The 15,293-nt window shown below is 39.6% G+C and carries 13 protein-coding genes and 1 other annotated feature; of the genes, 4 read left to right on the top strand and 9 right to left on the bottom strand.

What is annotated here, in order from left to right; all coding sequences use genetic code 11:
• Positions 1-108: 108 nt before the first annotated feature.
• Positions 109-1,380, bottom strand: a complete 1,272-nt coding sequence (gene tyrS, locus ABRT01_RS04990; protein ID WP_367746435.1) for a tyrosine--tRNA ligase — start codon at positions 1,378-1,380, stop codon at positions 109-111.
• Positions 1,381-1,448: 68 nt separating this feature from the next.
• Positions 1,449-1,676 (bottom strand) — a binding site (T-box leader).
• A gap of 202 nt (positions 1,677-1,878) precedes the next feature.
• Between tyrS and ABRT01_RS04995 the strand changes: the two genes are divergently transcribed.
• The 4 genes from ABRT01_RS04995 (at position 1,879) to ABRT01_RS05010 (ending at position 6,974) form a co-directional block, all read left to right on the top strand.
• Complete coding sequence (locus ABRT01_RS04995) at positions 1,879-4,344, top strand: transglycosylase domain-containing protein (RefSeq protein WP_367746436.1); 2,466 nt, start codon at positions 1,879-1,881, stop codon at positions 4,342-4,344.
• Positions 4,345-4,519: 175 nt separating this feature from the next.
• Positions 4,520-5,173, top strand: coding sequence for a GNAT family N-acetyltransferase (locus ABRT01_RS05000; RefSeq protein ID WP_367746437.1), 654 nt, complete (start codon positions 4,520-4,522; stop codon positions 5,171-5,173).
• On the top strand, positions 5,173-5,823 hold the full coding sequence (locus ABRT01_RS05005) for an acetoin utilization AcuB family protein (RefSeq protein ID WP_367746438.1): 651 nt from the start codon (positions 5,173-5,175) through the stop codon (positions 5,821-5,823). Before ABRT01_RS05000 ends, ABRT01_RS05005 begins: the two co-directional genes overlap by 1 nt.
• Positions 5,820-6,974, top strand: a complete 1,155-nt coding sequence (locus ABRT01_RS05010) for an acetoin utilization protein AcuC (protein ID WP_367746439.1) — start codon at positions 5,820-5,822, stop codon at positions 6,972-6,974. The genes ABRT01_RS05005 and ABRT01_RS05010 overlap by 4 nt, the downstream gene beginning before the upstream one ends.
• Positions 6,975-6,987: 13 nt before the next feature.
• Here the strand turns inward: ABRT01_RS05010 and ABRT01_RS05015 are convergent, their stop codons facing one another.
• The 8 genes from ABRT01_RS05015 to ABRT01_RS05050 all read right to left on the bottom strand — a co-directional run bounded on the left by ABRT01_RS05015 (position 6,988) and on the right by ABRT01_RS05050 (position 15,199).
• On the bottom strand, positions 6,988-7,242 hold the full coding sequence (locus tag ABRT01_RS05015; RefSeq protein WP_367746440.1) for a hypothetical protein: 255 nt from the start codon (positions 7,240-7,242) through the stop codon (positions 6,988-6,990).
• Positions 7,214-7,378, bottom strand: coding sequence for a hypothetical protein (locus tag ABRT01_RS05020; RefSeq protein ID WP_367746441.1), 165 nt, complete (start codon positions 7,376-7,378; stop codon positions 7,214-7,216). The genes ABRT01_RS05015 and ABRT01_RS05020 overlap by 29 nt, the downstream gene beginning before the upstream one ends.
• Positions 7,379-7,672: 294 nt before the next feature.
• Positions 7,673-8,674 (bottom strand): catabolite control protein A, encoded by a 1,002-nt coding sequence (gene ccpA / locus ABRT01_RS05025; protein ID WP_269411971.1) that lies wholly within the window; start codon positions 8,672-8,674, stop codon positions 7,673-7,675.
• A 194-nt stretch (positions 8,675-8,868) separates the two neighbouring features.
• Complete coding sequence (locus ABRT01_RS05030; protein WP_367746442.1) at positions 8,869-9,948, bottom strand: bifunctional 3-deoxy-7-phosphoheptulonate synthase/chorismate mutase; 1,080 nt, start codon at positions 9,946-9,948, stop codon at positions 8,869-8,871.
• A 193-nt stretch (positions 9,949-10,141) separates the two neighbouring features.
• Positions 10,142-10,504: a YtxH domain-containing protein gene (locus ABRT01_RS05035; RefSeq protein WP_269411969.1), complete on the bottom strand. Its 363-nt coding sequence runs from the start codon at positions 10,502-10,504 to the stop codon at positions 10,142-10,144.
• Between the two features lie 19 nt (positions 10,505-10,523).
• Positions 10,524-10,931 carry a DUF948 domain-containing protein gene (locus ABRT01_RS05040; protein ID WP_269411968.1) on the bottom strand — a complete coding sequence of 136 codons (408 nt, stop codon included), beginning with the start codon at positions 10,929-10,931 and terminating at the stop codon, positions 10,524-10,526.
• A gap of 291 nt (positions 10,932-11,222) precedes the next feature.
• Entirely contained in the window at positions 11,223-12,545 is a 1,323-nt protein-coding gene (gene murC / locus ABRT01_RS05045) for a UDP-N-acetylmuramate--L-alanine ligase (protein ID WP_269411967.1), read from the bottom strand.
• Positions 12,546-12,835: 290 nt separating this feature from the next.
• Positions 12,836-15,199: a DNA translocase FtsK gene (locus tag ABRT01_RS05050; protein ID WP_367746443.1), complete on the bottom strand. Its 2,364-nt coding sequence runs from the start codon at positions 15,197-15,199 to the stop codon at positions 12,836-12,838.
• Positions 15,200-15,293 lie beyond the last annotated feature (94 nt).

The raw sequence follows: 15,293 nt of genomic DNA on the forward strand, positions 1-15,293 counted from the left end.
CAAGTAATTGTTAGTTCAGAATCTGTTATCATGTTAAGACCAACCTCAATATAACCGGCAATGGTGATACAAAAGCGTCTGAACTACATTCAATGATAAAGGTCCATTTTACTGATACTGAACCAAAAAGTACTTTTTCTTCCCTCTGCGAATGATCGTAAACGTATCCTCAATCCGATCGTCCGCAGTAAGTGTGTATTGCATATCCTGGTTTCGCTCGCCATTAATATAGATCGCACCATTCTTGATGTCTTCCCTTGCCTGCCGTTTAGACGAAGAAATAGATGCATTTACCAACAAGTCAATTAACCCGATATCCTCTTTCTCCATATCATATGTTGGTACATCTTTGAATCCTTGTTCAATATCCTTTGCAGACAGTTGTTTTAAATCCCCACTGAATAAGGATACTGAGATTTTTTGCGCCTGTTCCAGAGCTTCCTGGCTGTGTACCATCCTCGTGACTTCTTCAGCCAGTCGTTTTTGTGCTACACGATTTTCCGGATGGTGCTGAACCTCCTGTTGCAATTGCTCAATCTCATCTTGCTGCAAAAAGGTAAAGTATTGTAAAAACTTGATGACATCACGATCATCGGTATTAATCCAGAACTGATAAAATTCATATGGGGTTGTTTTTTCCGGATCAAGCCATATCGCTCCACCCGCCGTTTTTCCAAACTTGGTACCATCCGCTTTCGTAATAAGCGGTACTGTCAACCCAAAAACGTTTATCTCCTCATCTGCTTGTCCATTTGTCCGGCGGATTAATTCCATTCCCGCTGTAATATTACCCCATTGATCACTGCCACCAATTTGCAGGCGACAATCCTCTTGCTCGTATAATTTAAGAAAATCCAACGATTGTAAAATCATGTAACTGAATTCTGTATACGATATTCCTTGTTCAATTCGTGCTGAAACCGATTCTTTGGCAAGCATATAATTAATGCCAAAATGTTTTCCGGCATCGCGTAAGAAATCAATCACTGTCATACTCGCCAGCCAATCATGATTGTTTCGGGCAACTGCTGCATTATCACCATGATCAAACTCAAGGATATGAGCCAATTGCTGTTTAATACGGTCGCTAAATCCTTTGACAACCGCGGCCTCATTTAATGAGCGCTCAGTTGAACGACCACTTGGATCACCAATCATCCCGGTTCCACCACCGATTAAAGCTATGGGTCTGTGCCCTGCTTCCTGAAATCGTTTCAACATCAGGATGGGAACCAAATGACCAATGTGCAGACTGTCTGCCGTTGGGTCAAAGCCAGCATATAATGTTACTTGATTGTTTTGTAAATAGTCTTGCAACCCTTCAAAATCGGTTGTTTGTTGAATGAGTCCTCGATTTTGTAAATCATCCAAAATATTCATCGTATTTATCGATTCTCCTTTGTCCATATTGATCTTTGAAAAAATAAAAAAAACCCATCCCTTAGAAAATAAGGGACGAGATTCTTGACTCGCGGTACCACCCTTGTTGCACAAAATGCACCACTTTGGGGTTGTTAACGATGGATACACCGTTTTCCAGGTGGATGTTTTACCAGGATCCACCGAAAAAAAGCTCCAGATTGTAATTCGTTTGGCAAATATATACCAGTTCCCACCACCACTGGCTCGCTTAAACAGGGATTTGCCTCACTACTGCGATCTTTCCTAGCTTTATACATATATTATTATTTACTTTTATCATATCAGCAGGTAAATTGCAACTATTTGATCTTTCATGTTGGTTTAATCCTGTAATATTTCGTGTTATCCTTGTACTTCATATTTTACCACAAAAACATAAGTGTTTACGAAAAATCTATTATTCTTTATTCTACTTAAAATACACCTATGCTATAATGAAATTTAGGAGGTCATATTGTGAACCAATTCAAACAATTGCTTCAAAAATACAAGCACAAATTCAAAGAGTATTGGAGGACGGGAAAGCTCCAACGATCCTCCCGCGTTACATATGATGTTGTTTGGAATGTTATCTTGTTTTTTATTATTGTTGGGATAATAGGCGGTTTCTTTGCTTTCGGGATTGGCGCAGGATATTTTGCCTCGCTCGTGAAAGATGAACCAATTCGCAGCCATGCAAGTATGGAAAAAGATATTAACAACTATGAGGAAACATCCAGACTTTACTTTGCCGATAACAAATATATTGGCGAGATCCAATCAGATATACATAGGGATGAGGTAGACTTAAAAGATGTCTCCGATGCACTAATAAATGCTGTTATCGCGACAGAAGACGAGAATTTTAAACAGCATAAAGGGGTTGTTCCAAAAGCGATAGTCCGGGCACTTGTTCAAGAGGCAACCAATTCCGATGTGAAGACGGGTGGCAGCACGTTAACCCAGCAACTAATTAAGAACCAAATATTAACAAACGAAGTATCATTTGAACGAAAGGCAAAAGAAATATTATTATCATTGCGCCTGGAGCGTTTCTTTACTAAAGACCAAATTCTTGAAGCCTATTTAAATATCATTCCCTATGGCAGGGATGCATCCGGTCAAACGATTGCAGGAATTCAAACGGCTGCACAGGGGGTTTTCGGCATCGATGCCAAAGATCTGAACTTACCGCAATCTGCTTATTTAGCCGGGCTGCCACAAAGTCCTTCCTACTACACACCATTTTTAACGAATGGGAAGAAAAAAAAGAAGGAACACTTACAGCCTGGAATCAAACGGATGAAATCAGTGTTAAAACGGATGTATGAAGAAAAATATATTTCCAAGAAGGAATATGAAAAAGCGATCGATTATGACATCACAGCTGACTTTACCAAGGCAAAAAAATCATCGCTGGAAAAGTATCCTTATTTAACTGTAGAAATTGAGACACGAGCAAAAAAAATCATTGCCAAAAAATTAGCCAAGTCAGATGGTTACACAAACAAGGATCTGCAAAAGGACAAAAAGCTGCGTAAAGAATATATGATTTTGGCTGACCGCGATTTACGACAAAAAGGATATGAAGTCCATTCGACGATTGATAAAAAAACGTACGATGCCTTCCAAAAAATCGTTAAGGAATATGATACCTATGGACCGGACAAACCGGAAACCGTCACAGATGAAAATGGCGAAGAAGTTCAAATCATGGAACCGGTACAGGTAGGCGGAATGTTAATCGAAAATAAAACTGGCCGAATCATTAGTTTCGTTGGCGGCCGGGACTACGATAATAGCCAAGTCAATCACATAACCAAAGCAGCTAAAAGGCCAAATGGAAGTACCATGAAACCATTACTTGTATATGGCCCGGCAATGGAAAAAGGAGTTATCCAGCCTGGTACGCCAATTTTGGATTATAAAATGTCCGGTAGTTACAGTCCGAATAACTATGCAGGTGGTTACCACGGAATCGTATCGGCACGTCAAGCATTGGCACAATCTCATAATATACCAGCAGTGAAAATTTACCAAAAAATTATTGGTGACGATCCTGCCAGTGAATATTTGGAAAAAATGGGAATCACCACCTTGACAGATGGGGATCACGAATATGAATCATTGGCACTTGGCCAGCCAACAGATGGGATTAGTATCGAGGAAAATATCAATGCTTATACAACATTTGGCAATAACGGCAAGTTTGTCGATGCCTATATGATTGATAGCATTACTACCAAGGATGGGGATGTCATTTATAAACATCAAAAAAGCAAGCCAACAAAAGTATTTTCACCGCAAACAAACTATCTGACACTTGATCTCATGCGTGGGGTCATTAAAAATGGTACAGCAACCTACTTAAATTCCCAATTAGCAAACCCCGGTGTAGATTGGGCAGGTAAAACAGGTACATCGCAAAACTGGGAGGATACTTGGTTTGTTGCGACAAATCCGAATGTAACATTTGGAACATGGATGGGTTATGATCATCCAAAGAGCCTGAAGTGCAGTGGCTGTTCCCTTGGCTACAGTGATCGTAATGTCAAGTTGTGGGCAAAGCTTGTCAATAAAGCAGCGGAGATTAATCCAGATTTAGTTGCACCACAAAACCATTTTAAAAAGCCAAATAACATTGTATCCAAAAGTTATTGTGAACCATCCGGTATGTTGCCATCGGATGCATGCGAAAAAGCCGGTCTGGTTAATTCGGATATCTACAACGCTAAATATGTACCCAGCCAAACAGATGATAGTTTAATCAGTAGTCGCGGAGGAATTGCCTTTAATCCGGAATTTTTAAAGCGAAACGGTTATGACGTGTATAACGATTTATCTATTTTGTATCCAAGGACAAATCGGGAAAAATGGGAGAAAATTGGTACCCACGGTGCGAGCAGTAAAAACGGTAATAAAGAAAAGAACAATGATGATTAAAAAAGAGTGGGTGGACATTCCTCCCATTCTTTTTTTGTACTACCCCATTGTAACAATTTTGACAAATGCATCGGCAAATCTGTCAAAACATTGATCACTTTGCTAAAAATTCATAAAACAATCCTGTATACTGGAACTATAGCATTCTTTAAAACAATAAAAAGGTGGTGAGTAAATGAATCATACAAAGGTATATCATGCCATAACAAAGGATACACCGCACGGGATGATTACAATTGAAGGACCGCTTCCATCAACAGAATTGAGGAAATACCAATTTCATAATGATTTAACCGCATTTCGTCCTGCCGATAAACAATTTGCAGCTATATTGGAGATTGCCGATTTTCTGGAGGGCAGACTGATTATTGCCAGGACGGAAGATACAATTATTGGTTATGTCACTTATCTGCATCCTGATCCATTGGAACGGTGGTCAACATTTAATATGGATGACCTCATTGAGCTGGGTGCAATTGAGGTTATCCCAAAATATCGTGGAGCAAAAATCGCTTCCAGTTTACTGGAGGTTTCCATGATGGACGATTATATGGAAAATTATATTATTATCTCAACTGAGTATTATTGGCATTGGGATTTGGATGGCACGAAACTAAGTGTCTGGGGATATCGCAACATTATGGAAAAAATGATGGCAGCCGGTGGACTTTCCCCTGCACCAACAGATGATCCTGAGATTATCTCGCACCCGGCCAACTGTTTAATGGTTCGGATTGGTAAATATGTACCAGAGGAATCAATTGCCCGATTTGATACATTACGTTTTTTACAACGCCATCAACACCGTACAATGAGAGGAGGATTTTAATGCTTGTCGAAAGTATTATGACGAAAAATATACAAACACTGCCACCAGATGCAACTATTGCCGAAGCTTTACAGCTATTACAACAACACCATATACGCCATATTCCGATCACCAACGAAAAAAACCATGTCATTGGAATCGTATCGGATCGGGATATTCGGGATGCGAGTCCATCTGTTTTTAGTAAAGCCGCAGTCCAATCGGAATTACAACATGAATTGCAATCTATTATGAGTCAGCCGGTAATTACCATTCATCCGCTTGATTTTGTCGAAGAAATAGCCAGTATCTTTTATGAGAAAGAATTTGCCTGTCTTCCTGTGGTAAGCAATAATGAACTTATCGGAATAGTAACTGAAAAGGATATGCTTCATACGTTAATTCAACTAACCGGGACAAATGTACAAAGTTCCCATATTGAACTAAAGGTTCCACACCGCCCTGGTATCTTACCCGAAGTTACAGCAATATTTGGCAAACATAAAACCAATATTACATCTGTACTTGTATACCCATATCATGATGATCCGAATTATAAAATACTTGTCTTTCGCATCCAAACAATGAACCCGGTTCCGGTCATTGAGGATTTACGAAAAGCGGGTTATGAGCTGTTATGGCCAAACCATATGGCAGGGCCAACGCGATGACTTGCAACGCTTCTTTTGTGTTTTCAGATAGCTATTTAAATTATCATTTTCACTCGGATCATCCTTTTAATCAACTGCGGGTAGTATTGGCAAAAGAATTATTGGAAGCCGTTAATACACTTCAACCCTCCGATATGATTGAACCAAGACAGGCAACAGACGCGGAACTAGAATTATTTCATGATAAAGCATATATTCAGGCGGTGAAACAAGCAAGCACAGGTAAATTACCTGAAGAAAAAGGATTGGAATTTGGTCTTGGAACCGAGGATACACCCGTGTTCACCAATATGCATGAGGCCTCCAGCATGCTTGTCGGCGGATCTTTAAATGCTGTGGATGCGGTACTGGAAGGGAAATCAACCCACTCCCTTAATTTAGGCGGCGGACTGCATCACGGTTTAAAACGAAAGGCATCGGGTTTCTGCGTTTATAATGATGGTGCCATCGCTATTAAATATTTACGAAAAAAATACAATGTGAAGGTCCTGTATGTGGATACAGATGCACACCATGGGGATGGAGTACAATGGGCCTTTTATGAGGATCCAAATGTTTGCACACTAAGCATTCACGAAACCGGACGTTACCTATTTCCCGGCACTGGTAATGTTAATGAACGCGGAATTAAAGCGGGACATGGCTATTCATTTAATCTTCCTGTTGATGCATTTACAGAAGATGAATCTTTTTTACAGGTTTATGAATCTGCGTTTGAGGAAATATGCGCCTTCTTCAAACCTGATATTATTGTCACACAGAATGGTGCTGATGCGCATACGTACGATCCATTGACACATCTCTGTACGACAATGACTGCCTATGAAAGAATACCGATGTTGGCTCATAAAATGGCTCACGAATATTGCAATGGAAACTGGGTCGCCTTAGGTGGTGGCGGTTACGATATGTGGCGTGCTGTCCCCAGAGCATGGGCGCAAGTATGGAATGTCATGAAAACAGGCCAGCCGCAAACAGGCAAGATACCCGATATGTGGCTTAGAAAGTGGCAGCCACAAGCACCGGTTACATTACCGCAATACTGGCATGACGAACCATCCATTGTTCCGGAAATACCAAGAAGAGCAGAGATCACCGAAAAAAACGCAAAATTTTTATTAAGTGCCTTGAAATATACGAAACAGAAATAATCAACAAATATATTTAAAGGGAGATGGAATATTCCACCTCCCTTTCACTCATCCAATTGTTCTTGATTGTTATCAAGGTTTTATGTAAAAACGGTTTCCCGGAATCACGAATCACCGCTTCTCCGGAATCAAATAAAATACTATCCTGTAAAACCAGTACAACCCCACGTTCTGTTCGGTTGGCAGAGATAACATCATTCAGGTTATTTTCATCCAGATACCTCTCAATATCCCGCGCATTAATGTATCCAAAGAATCGGTTTCCCATCTTGATTTCGATCATTTGTATGTTTATTTGCAGGTGATTTCATTGCTTCATTTGGATCCTGTTCATTTTCCAGCTGACCATTTTTATCAGTTGAACGGTCCATTAATAAGGAAGATGGATAGAGGTCAAAAATCATTCGCTCCTGGAAGGAATCGGAAATCGCATTAAGTTTACCCTGATCAATTTAAGCTACCAATGACAATAAAAATGGATGAAATATCAAGAAACGTAGCCGCACCCTTGCTTCCTCCATTTGTCAATATTGCCAGCATGATCATGATAAAGCCAAGTGTAATGCCGATCGGGGTTAATAGATCCCGTTTTTTTCATCTCTATCTCTCCAAATCCGGATGAATCTTAGAGGGGCATCTTCCGGACAGTTCCTTGTATGTCCGGAGATATAACATCCCTCTAAATAATTATATCGGCATTATTTTCGATTTGTTGAGTCTCGCTGAATAATTCGATGTGGTAAAACCACTTTTTTCTCGCTTACTTCTTCTTTATTCATATATTTTGTTAACAGCCGCATTGCTACAGCACCAATATCATACATTGGCTGAACAATCGTTGATAAAGTTGGACGAACCATTGTCGCAATCCTGGTATTATTAAATCCAAACACTTCGACATCCTCAGGAACGTTCAGTCCTTTATCCTGTACCCCATGAATAACTCCTAATGCCATTTCATCCGATGCCACGAATATTGCGGTTGGTTTATTGTCGAGTGACAGAAAATGATCCGCAGCTTCAATACCTGAATCATAGGTGAAATCGCCTTCCACCACATACTCCTCGTTCACAGTAACCCCTGATTCCTTTAGTGCCCGTACATAACCGTCGTGCTTAAGTTGATTTATGAGTGTTCCATCACGTCCTGATAAAAAGGCGGGATGCTGATTACCCTGATCCAATAAAAACTTTGTCGCTTCGTATGAAGCAGCCTCATAGTCAATATTTACTGATGGGATGGTTTCTGTTTCATCGAATGTACCTGCCAGTACAACCGGAACAGATGAGGATTGAAACTGGTTTACATGTTCCTCAGTTATATCTCCACCCATGAACAAAATCCCGTCAACCTGTTTTCCCAGCATCGTATTGATTAACTGCAGTTCTTTGTCTTTGTTTTGGTCAGAATTACTCAAAATCATATTGTACTTGTACATTGTCGCAATATCCTCAATTCCCCTTGCCAACTCCGCAAAAAAGATGCTGGAAATATCCGGAATAATTGCTCCTACCGTTGTCGTCTTTTTACTTGCCAATCCACGGGCAACAGCATTGGGGCGATACCCAAGCCGTTCAATTGTAGCCAACACTTTTTTTCGTGTTACAGGTTTCACATTCGGATTTCCATTCACCACACGTGAAACAGTCGCCATGGATACGTTTGCTTCTCTTGCTACATCGTATATTGTAATATTCATTTGTTAAAAACCTCCTGAAATTAAACTAACGTTGTCACGTTCTAAAATGTATATACCTTACTCTACCACAAAATAAAGATTTAAAAAATAAAAAGGCTGATCAAAATCTCGATCAGCCTTTTTTGAAGACTAAAAAAGTATAAAGTGAACCTTCATTCAAAAAAACCTGTCAAAATAATTGTAAGTGCGGCTGCTTAAGAATGAACGGCCTGTGTCGAAAATTTCTCCAGCTCATCCATGAATGAATTAAATGTTGGAATATCCATTTGCTGAGCCGAATCGGACAAGGCAACAGCAGGATCAGGGTGTACCTCAGCCATCACACCGTCTGCGCCAATTGCCAATGCTGCTTTGGCAGTTGGAAGTAATAAATCCCTGCGACCTGTAGAATGGGTAACATCGACCATGACAGGTAAATGGGTTTCTTGTTTTAAGATTGGTACAGCGGAGATATCCAACGTATTTCTTGTCGCTTTTTCATATGTTCGAATTCCTCGTTCACAAAGTATAATATTACCATTACCACGAGAAATGATATACTCGGCAGCGTTAATAAATTCCGATATCGTTGCTGATAAGCCACGTTTTAATAAAATTGGTTTATTCACATCACCGGCCGCCTTCAGCAATTCGAAGTTCTGCATGTTTCGAGCACCGATTTGGATGACATCAAGGTAGTCCGCTGCCTGTTTGATATGAGCCGGATTAACGATTTCACTGATAACCGCCAAGTCATGCTCATCAGCTACCCGTTTAAGGATTTGTAACCCTTCAATTCCAAGCCCTTGGAAATCATATGGCGATGTTCTCGGCTTAAATGCCCCACCTCTAAGCAGCTTAACACCCCTTTGTTTAACTGCTGCCGCCACTTCACTTGTTTGTTCATAACTTTCCACTGCACATGGCCCAAAGACAAAATGTGTTTGTCCATCTCCTACCTTTTCACCCTTAATATCAATTACTGTATCTTCCGGTTTCTTCTTACGCGATACAAGCAATGCTTTACGATGATCATCCTCTTGCAGTTCAAGACTTGCTTTAAAAATTTCCTTGAAAATATGTTCCACTGTAGTATTTTCAAATGGACCATCGTTGTTTTCAACCAGTTTATTCAGCATCTCCCGTTCGCGAACGGGATCAAAACGGTTCATGCCTTGTTGTTCTTTTATTTCACCAATTTGCTTCACAATGTCAGCACGTTGGTTAATCAGCTTTAACAATTCCAGGTTAACGCTATCCATCGAATCACGCAGTTGTTCCATGTTGTTGTTCATTGTTGATCTCCTCCCAGTTAGTCTAAATAAGATAAAAATTTTAATAATTAGTCACCATTATAGCTAAAATTTTTCTCTTTGTCAGTAAAAAGTTGATATTAATTATTATTTTCTTGCCAACATGGTATTTTATCAATTATAACAACCAGGGGGCTGCCGGTTTAGGCAGCCCCCTTAGTCTTAAAAAGGTTAATTATTTCTTCTTTTCCAATTCATCCGCAGCTTGTTCAATTGCTTCGGCAACTTCTTCCGCTGCTTCTAATGCTTCATCTTCTTTTGTACGTTTTTTCAATTTATTTTGTACTGATTTCGTTAAATCGGCAGCAGAACTGACAGCCTTGTTTTTTACTTCTGATCCTTTTTCATAGGCAATATCTTTCCAGTCTTCTGCCCGATCCCTCAATTGCGAAGTCCCCTGATTAATATCAAATCTTAGGTCTTTCCCAGATTTTGGTGCATATAGTAATGCTGCTGATGCACCGACAAAACCTCCGATTAATGCCCCAATGATAAAATCCCTCGTGTCAATTGTAGAATTATCTTGTTTTTTTCCCATTCTTTTCCTCCTCAAAACACTATTTGTTTTTATTTTTCTTCCAAAGGTCAAACATGGCTGATCCCCACTTCACTGCTTGAGATGCCTTATCCTGATTTTCTGAAGCGGATTTACTGATACTGCTTGAAACCTGCTTTAATGATTGGCTAAAATCTTTTACCGTTTCCCCAATGCCTTTTACTCCATCAAAAAGACCATCCATTTTCGATGATTTTTGTTCGACATCTGCCATTAATTGATTAGTTTTATTCAATAATTCCTCAGTTTCTTTTGTAATGCCACGCATTTGTTTCTCCACATTTTCCATTGTATTGGCCAAATTATTTAGTGTACGTCGTGCTGCTAATAACGTTGCTGCTACATATGCTACCAATACGCAGAAAGCTACAGCAAAGACAAATGCAGCAATTGCTAATAAGTATCCCACCTACGTCAACTCCTTTTAATTGTATGTATTTTATGATAAACCGGTATTTTGATAATTAGTTATGAATATGAGGATCATCATTACCAACCTATATAGTAATCATACCCGTAAATTTCCCGATTAAACTTTTATCTCTCAACTATACCGGTTTGTATCACCATTTTCGATAAAAGTGAATTGCTTACATCAGTGCCTGTCCGAAATGTTTTAAATGGTGTCTGGCCTGATCACCTTTACTATCACAGACAGGTAGACACTATTCAATAGCAACCACTCCACAGCTCTCCCATATTACGCATTTTTTAATTTGTGATGAAACGACTGTAAATAATCTTCATACGCCTTTTGAAATTTTTGTATATCGCCGGCTCCCATGAAAATCAATACACTATCCGGGTAATGATATAAATTTTGCGTATGGGATAAATTTAAAATAGAACTTCCGTCAATTCGTTTTTGCAGATCATTAATGGTGAGCTTCCCATTCTCTTCCCTTGCTGAACCAAATATATCACATAAAAACACTTGATCCGCCAGTCTTAAACTATCTGCAAATTCTTGCAAAAATGTTTTTGTCCTTGTAAAGGTGTGTGGCTGAAAAATGGCGACAATCGATTTATCCGGATATTTTTTTCGGGCGGAATCAATTGTTGCTTCTATTTCCTTTGGATGATGGGCATAATCATCAATTAAAATTTGGCTGCCGCATTGTTTTTCTGTAAAACGACGCTTCACGCCCTCAAATGTACTAATCTTTTTAATATCCTCTACACGCATTCCTTCATAATGACAAATTGCAATAACAGAGAGTGCGTTCAAAACATTATGATCCCCATAAAATGGTATTCTAAATGTATCATAAAATGTATTGCGAACAAACACATCAAACTCCGTACCATGTTCGGTTTCTCTTATATTTTGTGCCTGAAAGTCATTCGTATCGGCAAAACCGTAATAAACGACCGGGACCTTTGCCTGAATTTGTTGCAACTTCTCATCATCTCCACAGGCAATTATCCCTTTTTTCACCCTGTCAGCCATTGACTGAAAAGCATTGAATACATCCTCAACACTTGTAAAATAATCGGGATGATCAAAATCGATGTTTGTCATTATTGCATAATTTGGCTCATATTGCAGAAAATGACGACGATATTCACATGCTTCAAAGACAAAATACTTACTTTCCACATGACCTTTTCCGGTACCATCACCAATCAAAAAGGAGATTGGGTATGTCTCACCCAAAACATGGGCCAGCAATCCAGTTGTCGATGTCTTTCCGTGAGTGCCGGTTACAGCAATACTTGTATATTGTTTTAACCATTCACCTAAAAATTCATGATAGCGATAAAATGTATTCCCTTTTTGTTTAGCCGTTTTAATTTCAATATGATCTTCAGAAAAAGCATTTCCAGCAATAATTGTATAATCATCTTTGATGTTATCTTCTGAAAAGGGAAGGATCGGAATATTTTTCTTTTCTAATGCCTCTTGTGTGAAAAATCGCTTTTCCACATCAGATCCCTGAACCTTTTCTCCAGAATCATAAAGTATATGGGCAAGGGAACTCATTCCTGTCCCTTTAATACCAATAAAATGGTAAGTTGTCATAACCAAGTACCTCCAACTATATGTCTAAAAGGATAAACTAATCCATTTTTGCCTAGCTATTAAATAATTATAGCAAAACTTGATTGATAGTAAAATAAAATATATTTTCTTTACCGTCAGAATATAATAGCAGTACCCAATTTTCCTGATCCGTCTGCATCAAATTTGGTTTTACAGCATTATATACTTTTTCAGCCAATGACGTTCTTTCGTATATTTTTTGTGCCAGCACACGCCTGTGATAAGTATAATATCACAGGGCATGCAGCAGGCTTATTTATTGGAAAAAATCACTCCATCGATAGTTGTGAATCAGAAATAAGAACTTCCCGCGGTTTGCTTCCATTTTGCTGGGCAATAATTCCTTTTAACTCCATTGTATCCATTAAACGGGCAGCACGGTTATAACCGATTTTAAAGTGGCGCTGTAACAAGGATGTACTGGCACTATTTTGCTGCACAACAAACCTAATGGCCTCCTCCAGAAGATCATCCTCTACCTCGCCATCAACCGCAACTTGTTCCAATAAATCGTCTTGTTCAAATAAATACTCGGCTGGGGCGATGGAGCGTGCATATTTAGTTACCCGCTCGATTTCATCATCCGAGACAAATGCTCCCTGCAGCCTGACACTTTTTCCTGCACCGTTTTCGACAAACAGCATATCCCCTTTTCCCAATAATTTTTCTGCACCGCTTGTATCAATAATTGTGCGTGAATCGACTTGTGAAGAAACACTAAACGCAATTCTTGTCGGGATGTTTGCCTTGATTAATCCCGTAATAACATCGACGGACGGCCGCTGCGTAGCCAATAACAAATGGATTCCACAAGCTCTTGCCTTTTGGGCAATTCGGCATATCGCATCCTCAACATCCTGTGGAGCAACCATCATTAGATCTGCCAACTCATCGATTACAATCACAAGAAACGGCATCTTGTCATCCGGTCGATTTTCCCTGCTCATTTTTTGATTATATCGTTCAATGTCCCGAACACCTTCCTGGACAAACTTTTCGTAGCGATCTTCCATTTCATTTACAGCCCATTTTAAAGATTGTGTGGCAGCCTTTACGTCTGTGATTACAGGTGCTACCAAATGTGGGATGCTATTAAATGGAGCAAGTTCAACCATTTTTGGATCAATCAGCAAAAATTTCACATCTTTATAGTTCGCTTTATAAATAAGGCTGATCAGAATGGTGTTAATACACACACTTTTACCCGCCCCCGTTGCACCGGCAATTAACCCATGCGGCATTTTTTTAATGTTCGTTATTAACGGTGATCCCTCAATCGTCAACCCTAATGCAATGGTTAATGGGGATTGACTGTTTTTAAAGGCTTCCGTCGCAAAAATTTCCTGTAAACCAACCATTTGCGGCTTCGGATTAGGGATTTCAATTCCCACCGTATTTTTTCCGGGTATTGGTGCCTCAATGCGAATATCCTTTGCTGCCATGTTTAATTTAAGATCATCACTTAAGTTTTTAATCTTGCTAACCTTAACACCCATATCAGGATGCACTTCAAATCTTGTCACAGATGGCCCTTGCGTAGCGTTTACCACCTTTGCCTTGACGTGAAAATGTTTTAGTGTTTCCTCCAACAGCTCCTTTTGCTCAGCTACCCAAATCTGATCCTGACTGTTTGTTGGAACCGGATCATTCAGTAAATGATAAGGAATATCTGTCTTTTGCTTAGTGGCAATGGGGTGAATACTGCCCACCCGCTGTTTTCGCTCATGATGCCGTTTATCATTGGCACTCATCATGACATTAAACGGAATACTTGAATTTGCATTTTGATTATTTTGCCGGTTCATTTGTTTTCGTTTGTTCCTCTGTTTGCCACGATTAGGTGATGTACCAGGACCTTGCTTGTTTGCTTCTTCATTAGGTTGCTGTATCTCTTGTTCTTGTCTGTCGCTATAAGAAGATTGCTCCTCCGGTTTGCGATCAATAACTATTGAATCATTGTTTTCATATGTTGGTTCAATTGACTGTATCTCTTCTGTTCCAGTATCAATAGCGTCATGTATTTCCGATGATTCGGTTTCCATAATTGCCGGTTCTGGATCAAGCTCCTCTGCAGTTATCGATTCCATCTGCCCGGCTGCTACTTCATTCTCCGCAGAAACAGATATTTCTTCTGTTTCGGATTTTTCTGGTACTATTTCCGGTTGCTGGTAGCGAACAAATGCAGGGATATCCTCAAGCTCTTTTTCCTCATGCCGGTTATGAAACCCATAAATTGGTGACGGAACCTCTGATGGCTGAAATGGCTCTTTCCTGGGTTGTACTTGTTTGCTTGGTTTTTGTACTATTTCTGGTTCTTCTTTTTGTTCTGCAGGGTCCTCTCTTCTCCTGTATGTTTGTTCAAGTGGACGCTCTCTAACACGATTCTGATATTTATCCCGTCTTTGGGGTTTCCGTTCAAATGCTGGTCTGTCCGTTTCCCGATTCAGGTTTGGATTATCAGGGATCACTGGAAAATGAAATGAGTTTCGATTTGGATACTTATATACAACCTTGGTATGTACATCCGGATCATGTAAGCTGTTGATATCCCGTGGTTTCCGTTCAACCTCTTCCTCTTCAATTACCTCTGTAAAAAACAAGTTTGCTATTCTTTTCTTCCATCGTTCCCACATTTTTTTCACTCATTTCTTAAAAATCTTCTATTAGAGGATGTTCAAAAAGTCCGGTAAAAATGACGTGCCCCTGCAAAAGGGGTATGCCGACGCC

This window comes from Lentibacillus sp. L22 (genome assembly GCF_040812445.1).
Classification (GTDB): domain Bacteria; phylum Bacillota; class Bacilli; order Bacillales; family Amphibacillaceae; genus Lentibacillus_C; species Lentibacillus_C daqui.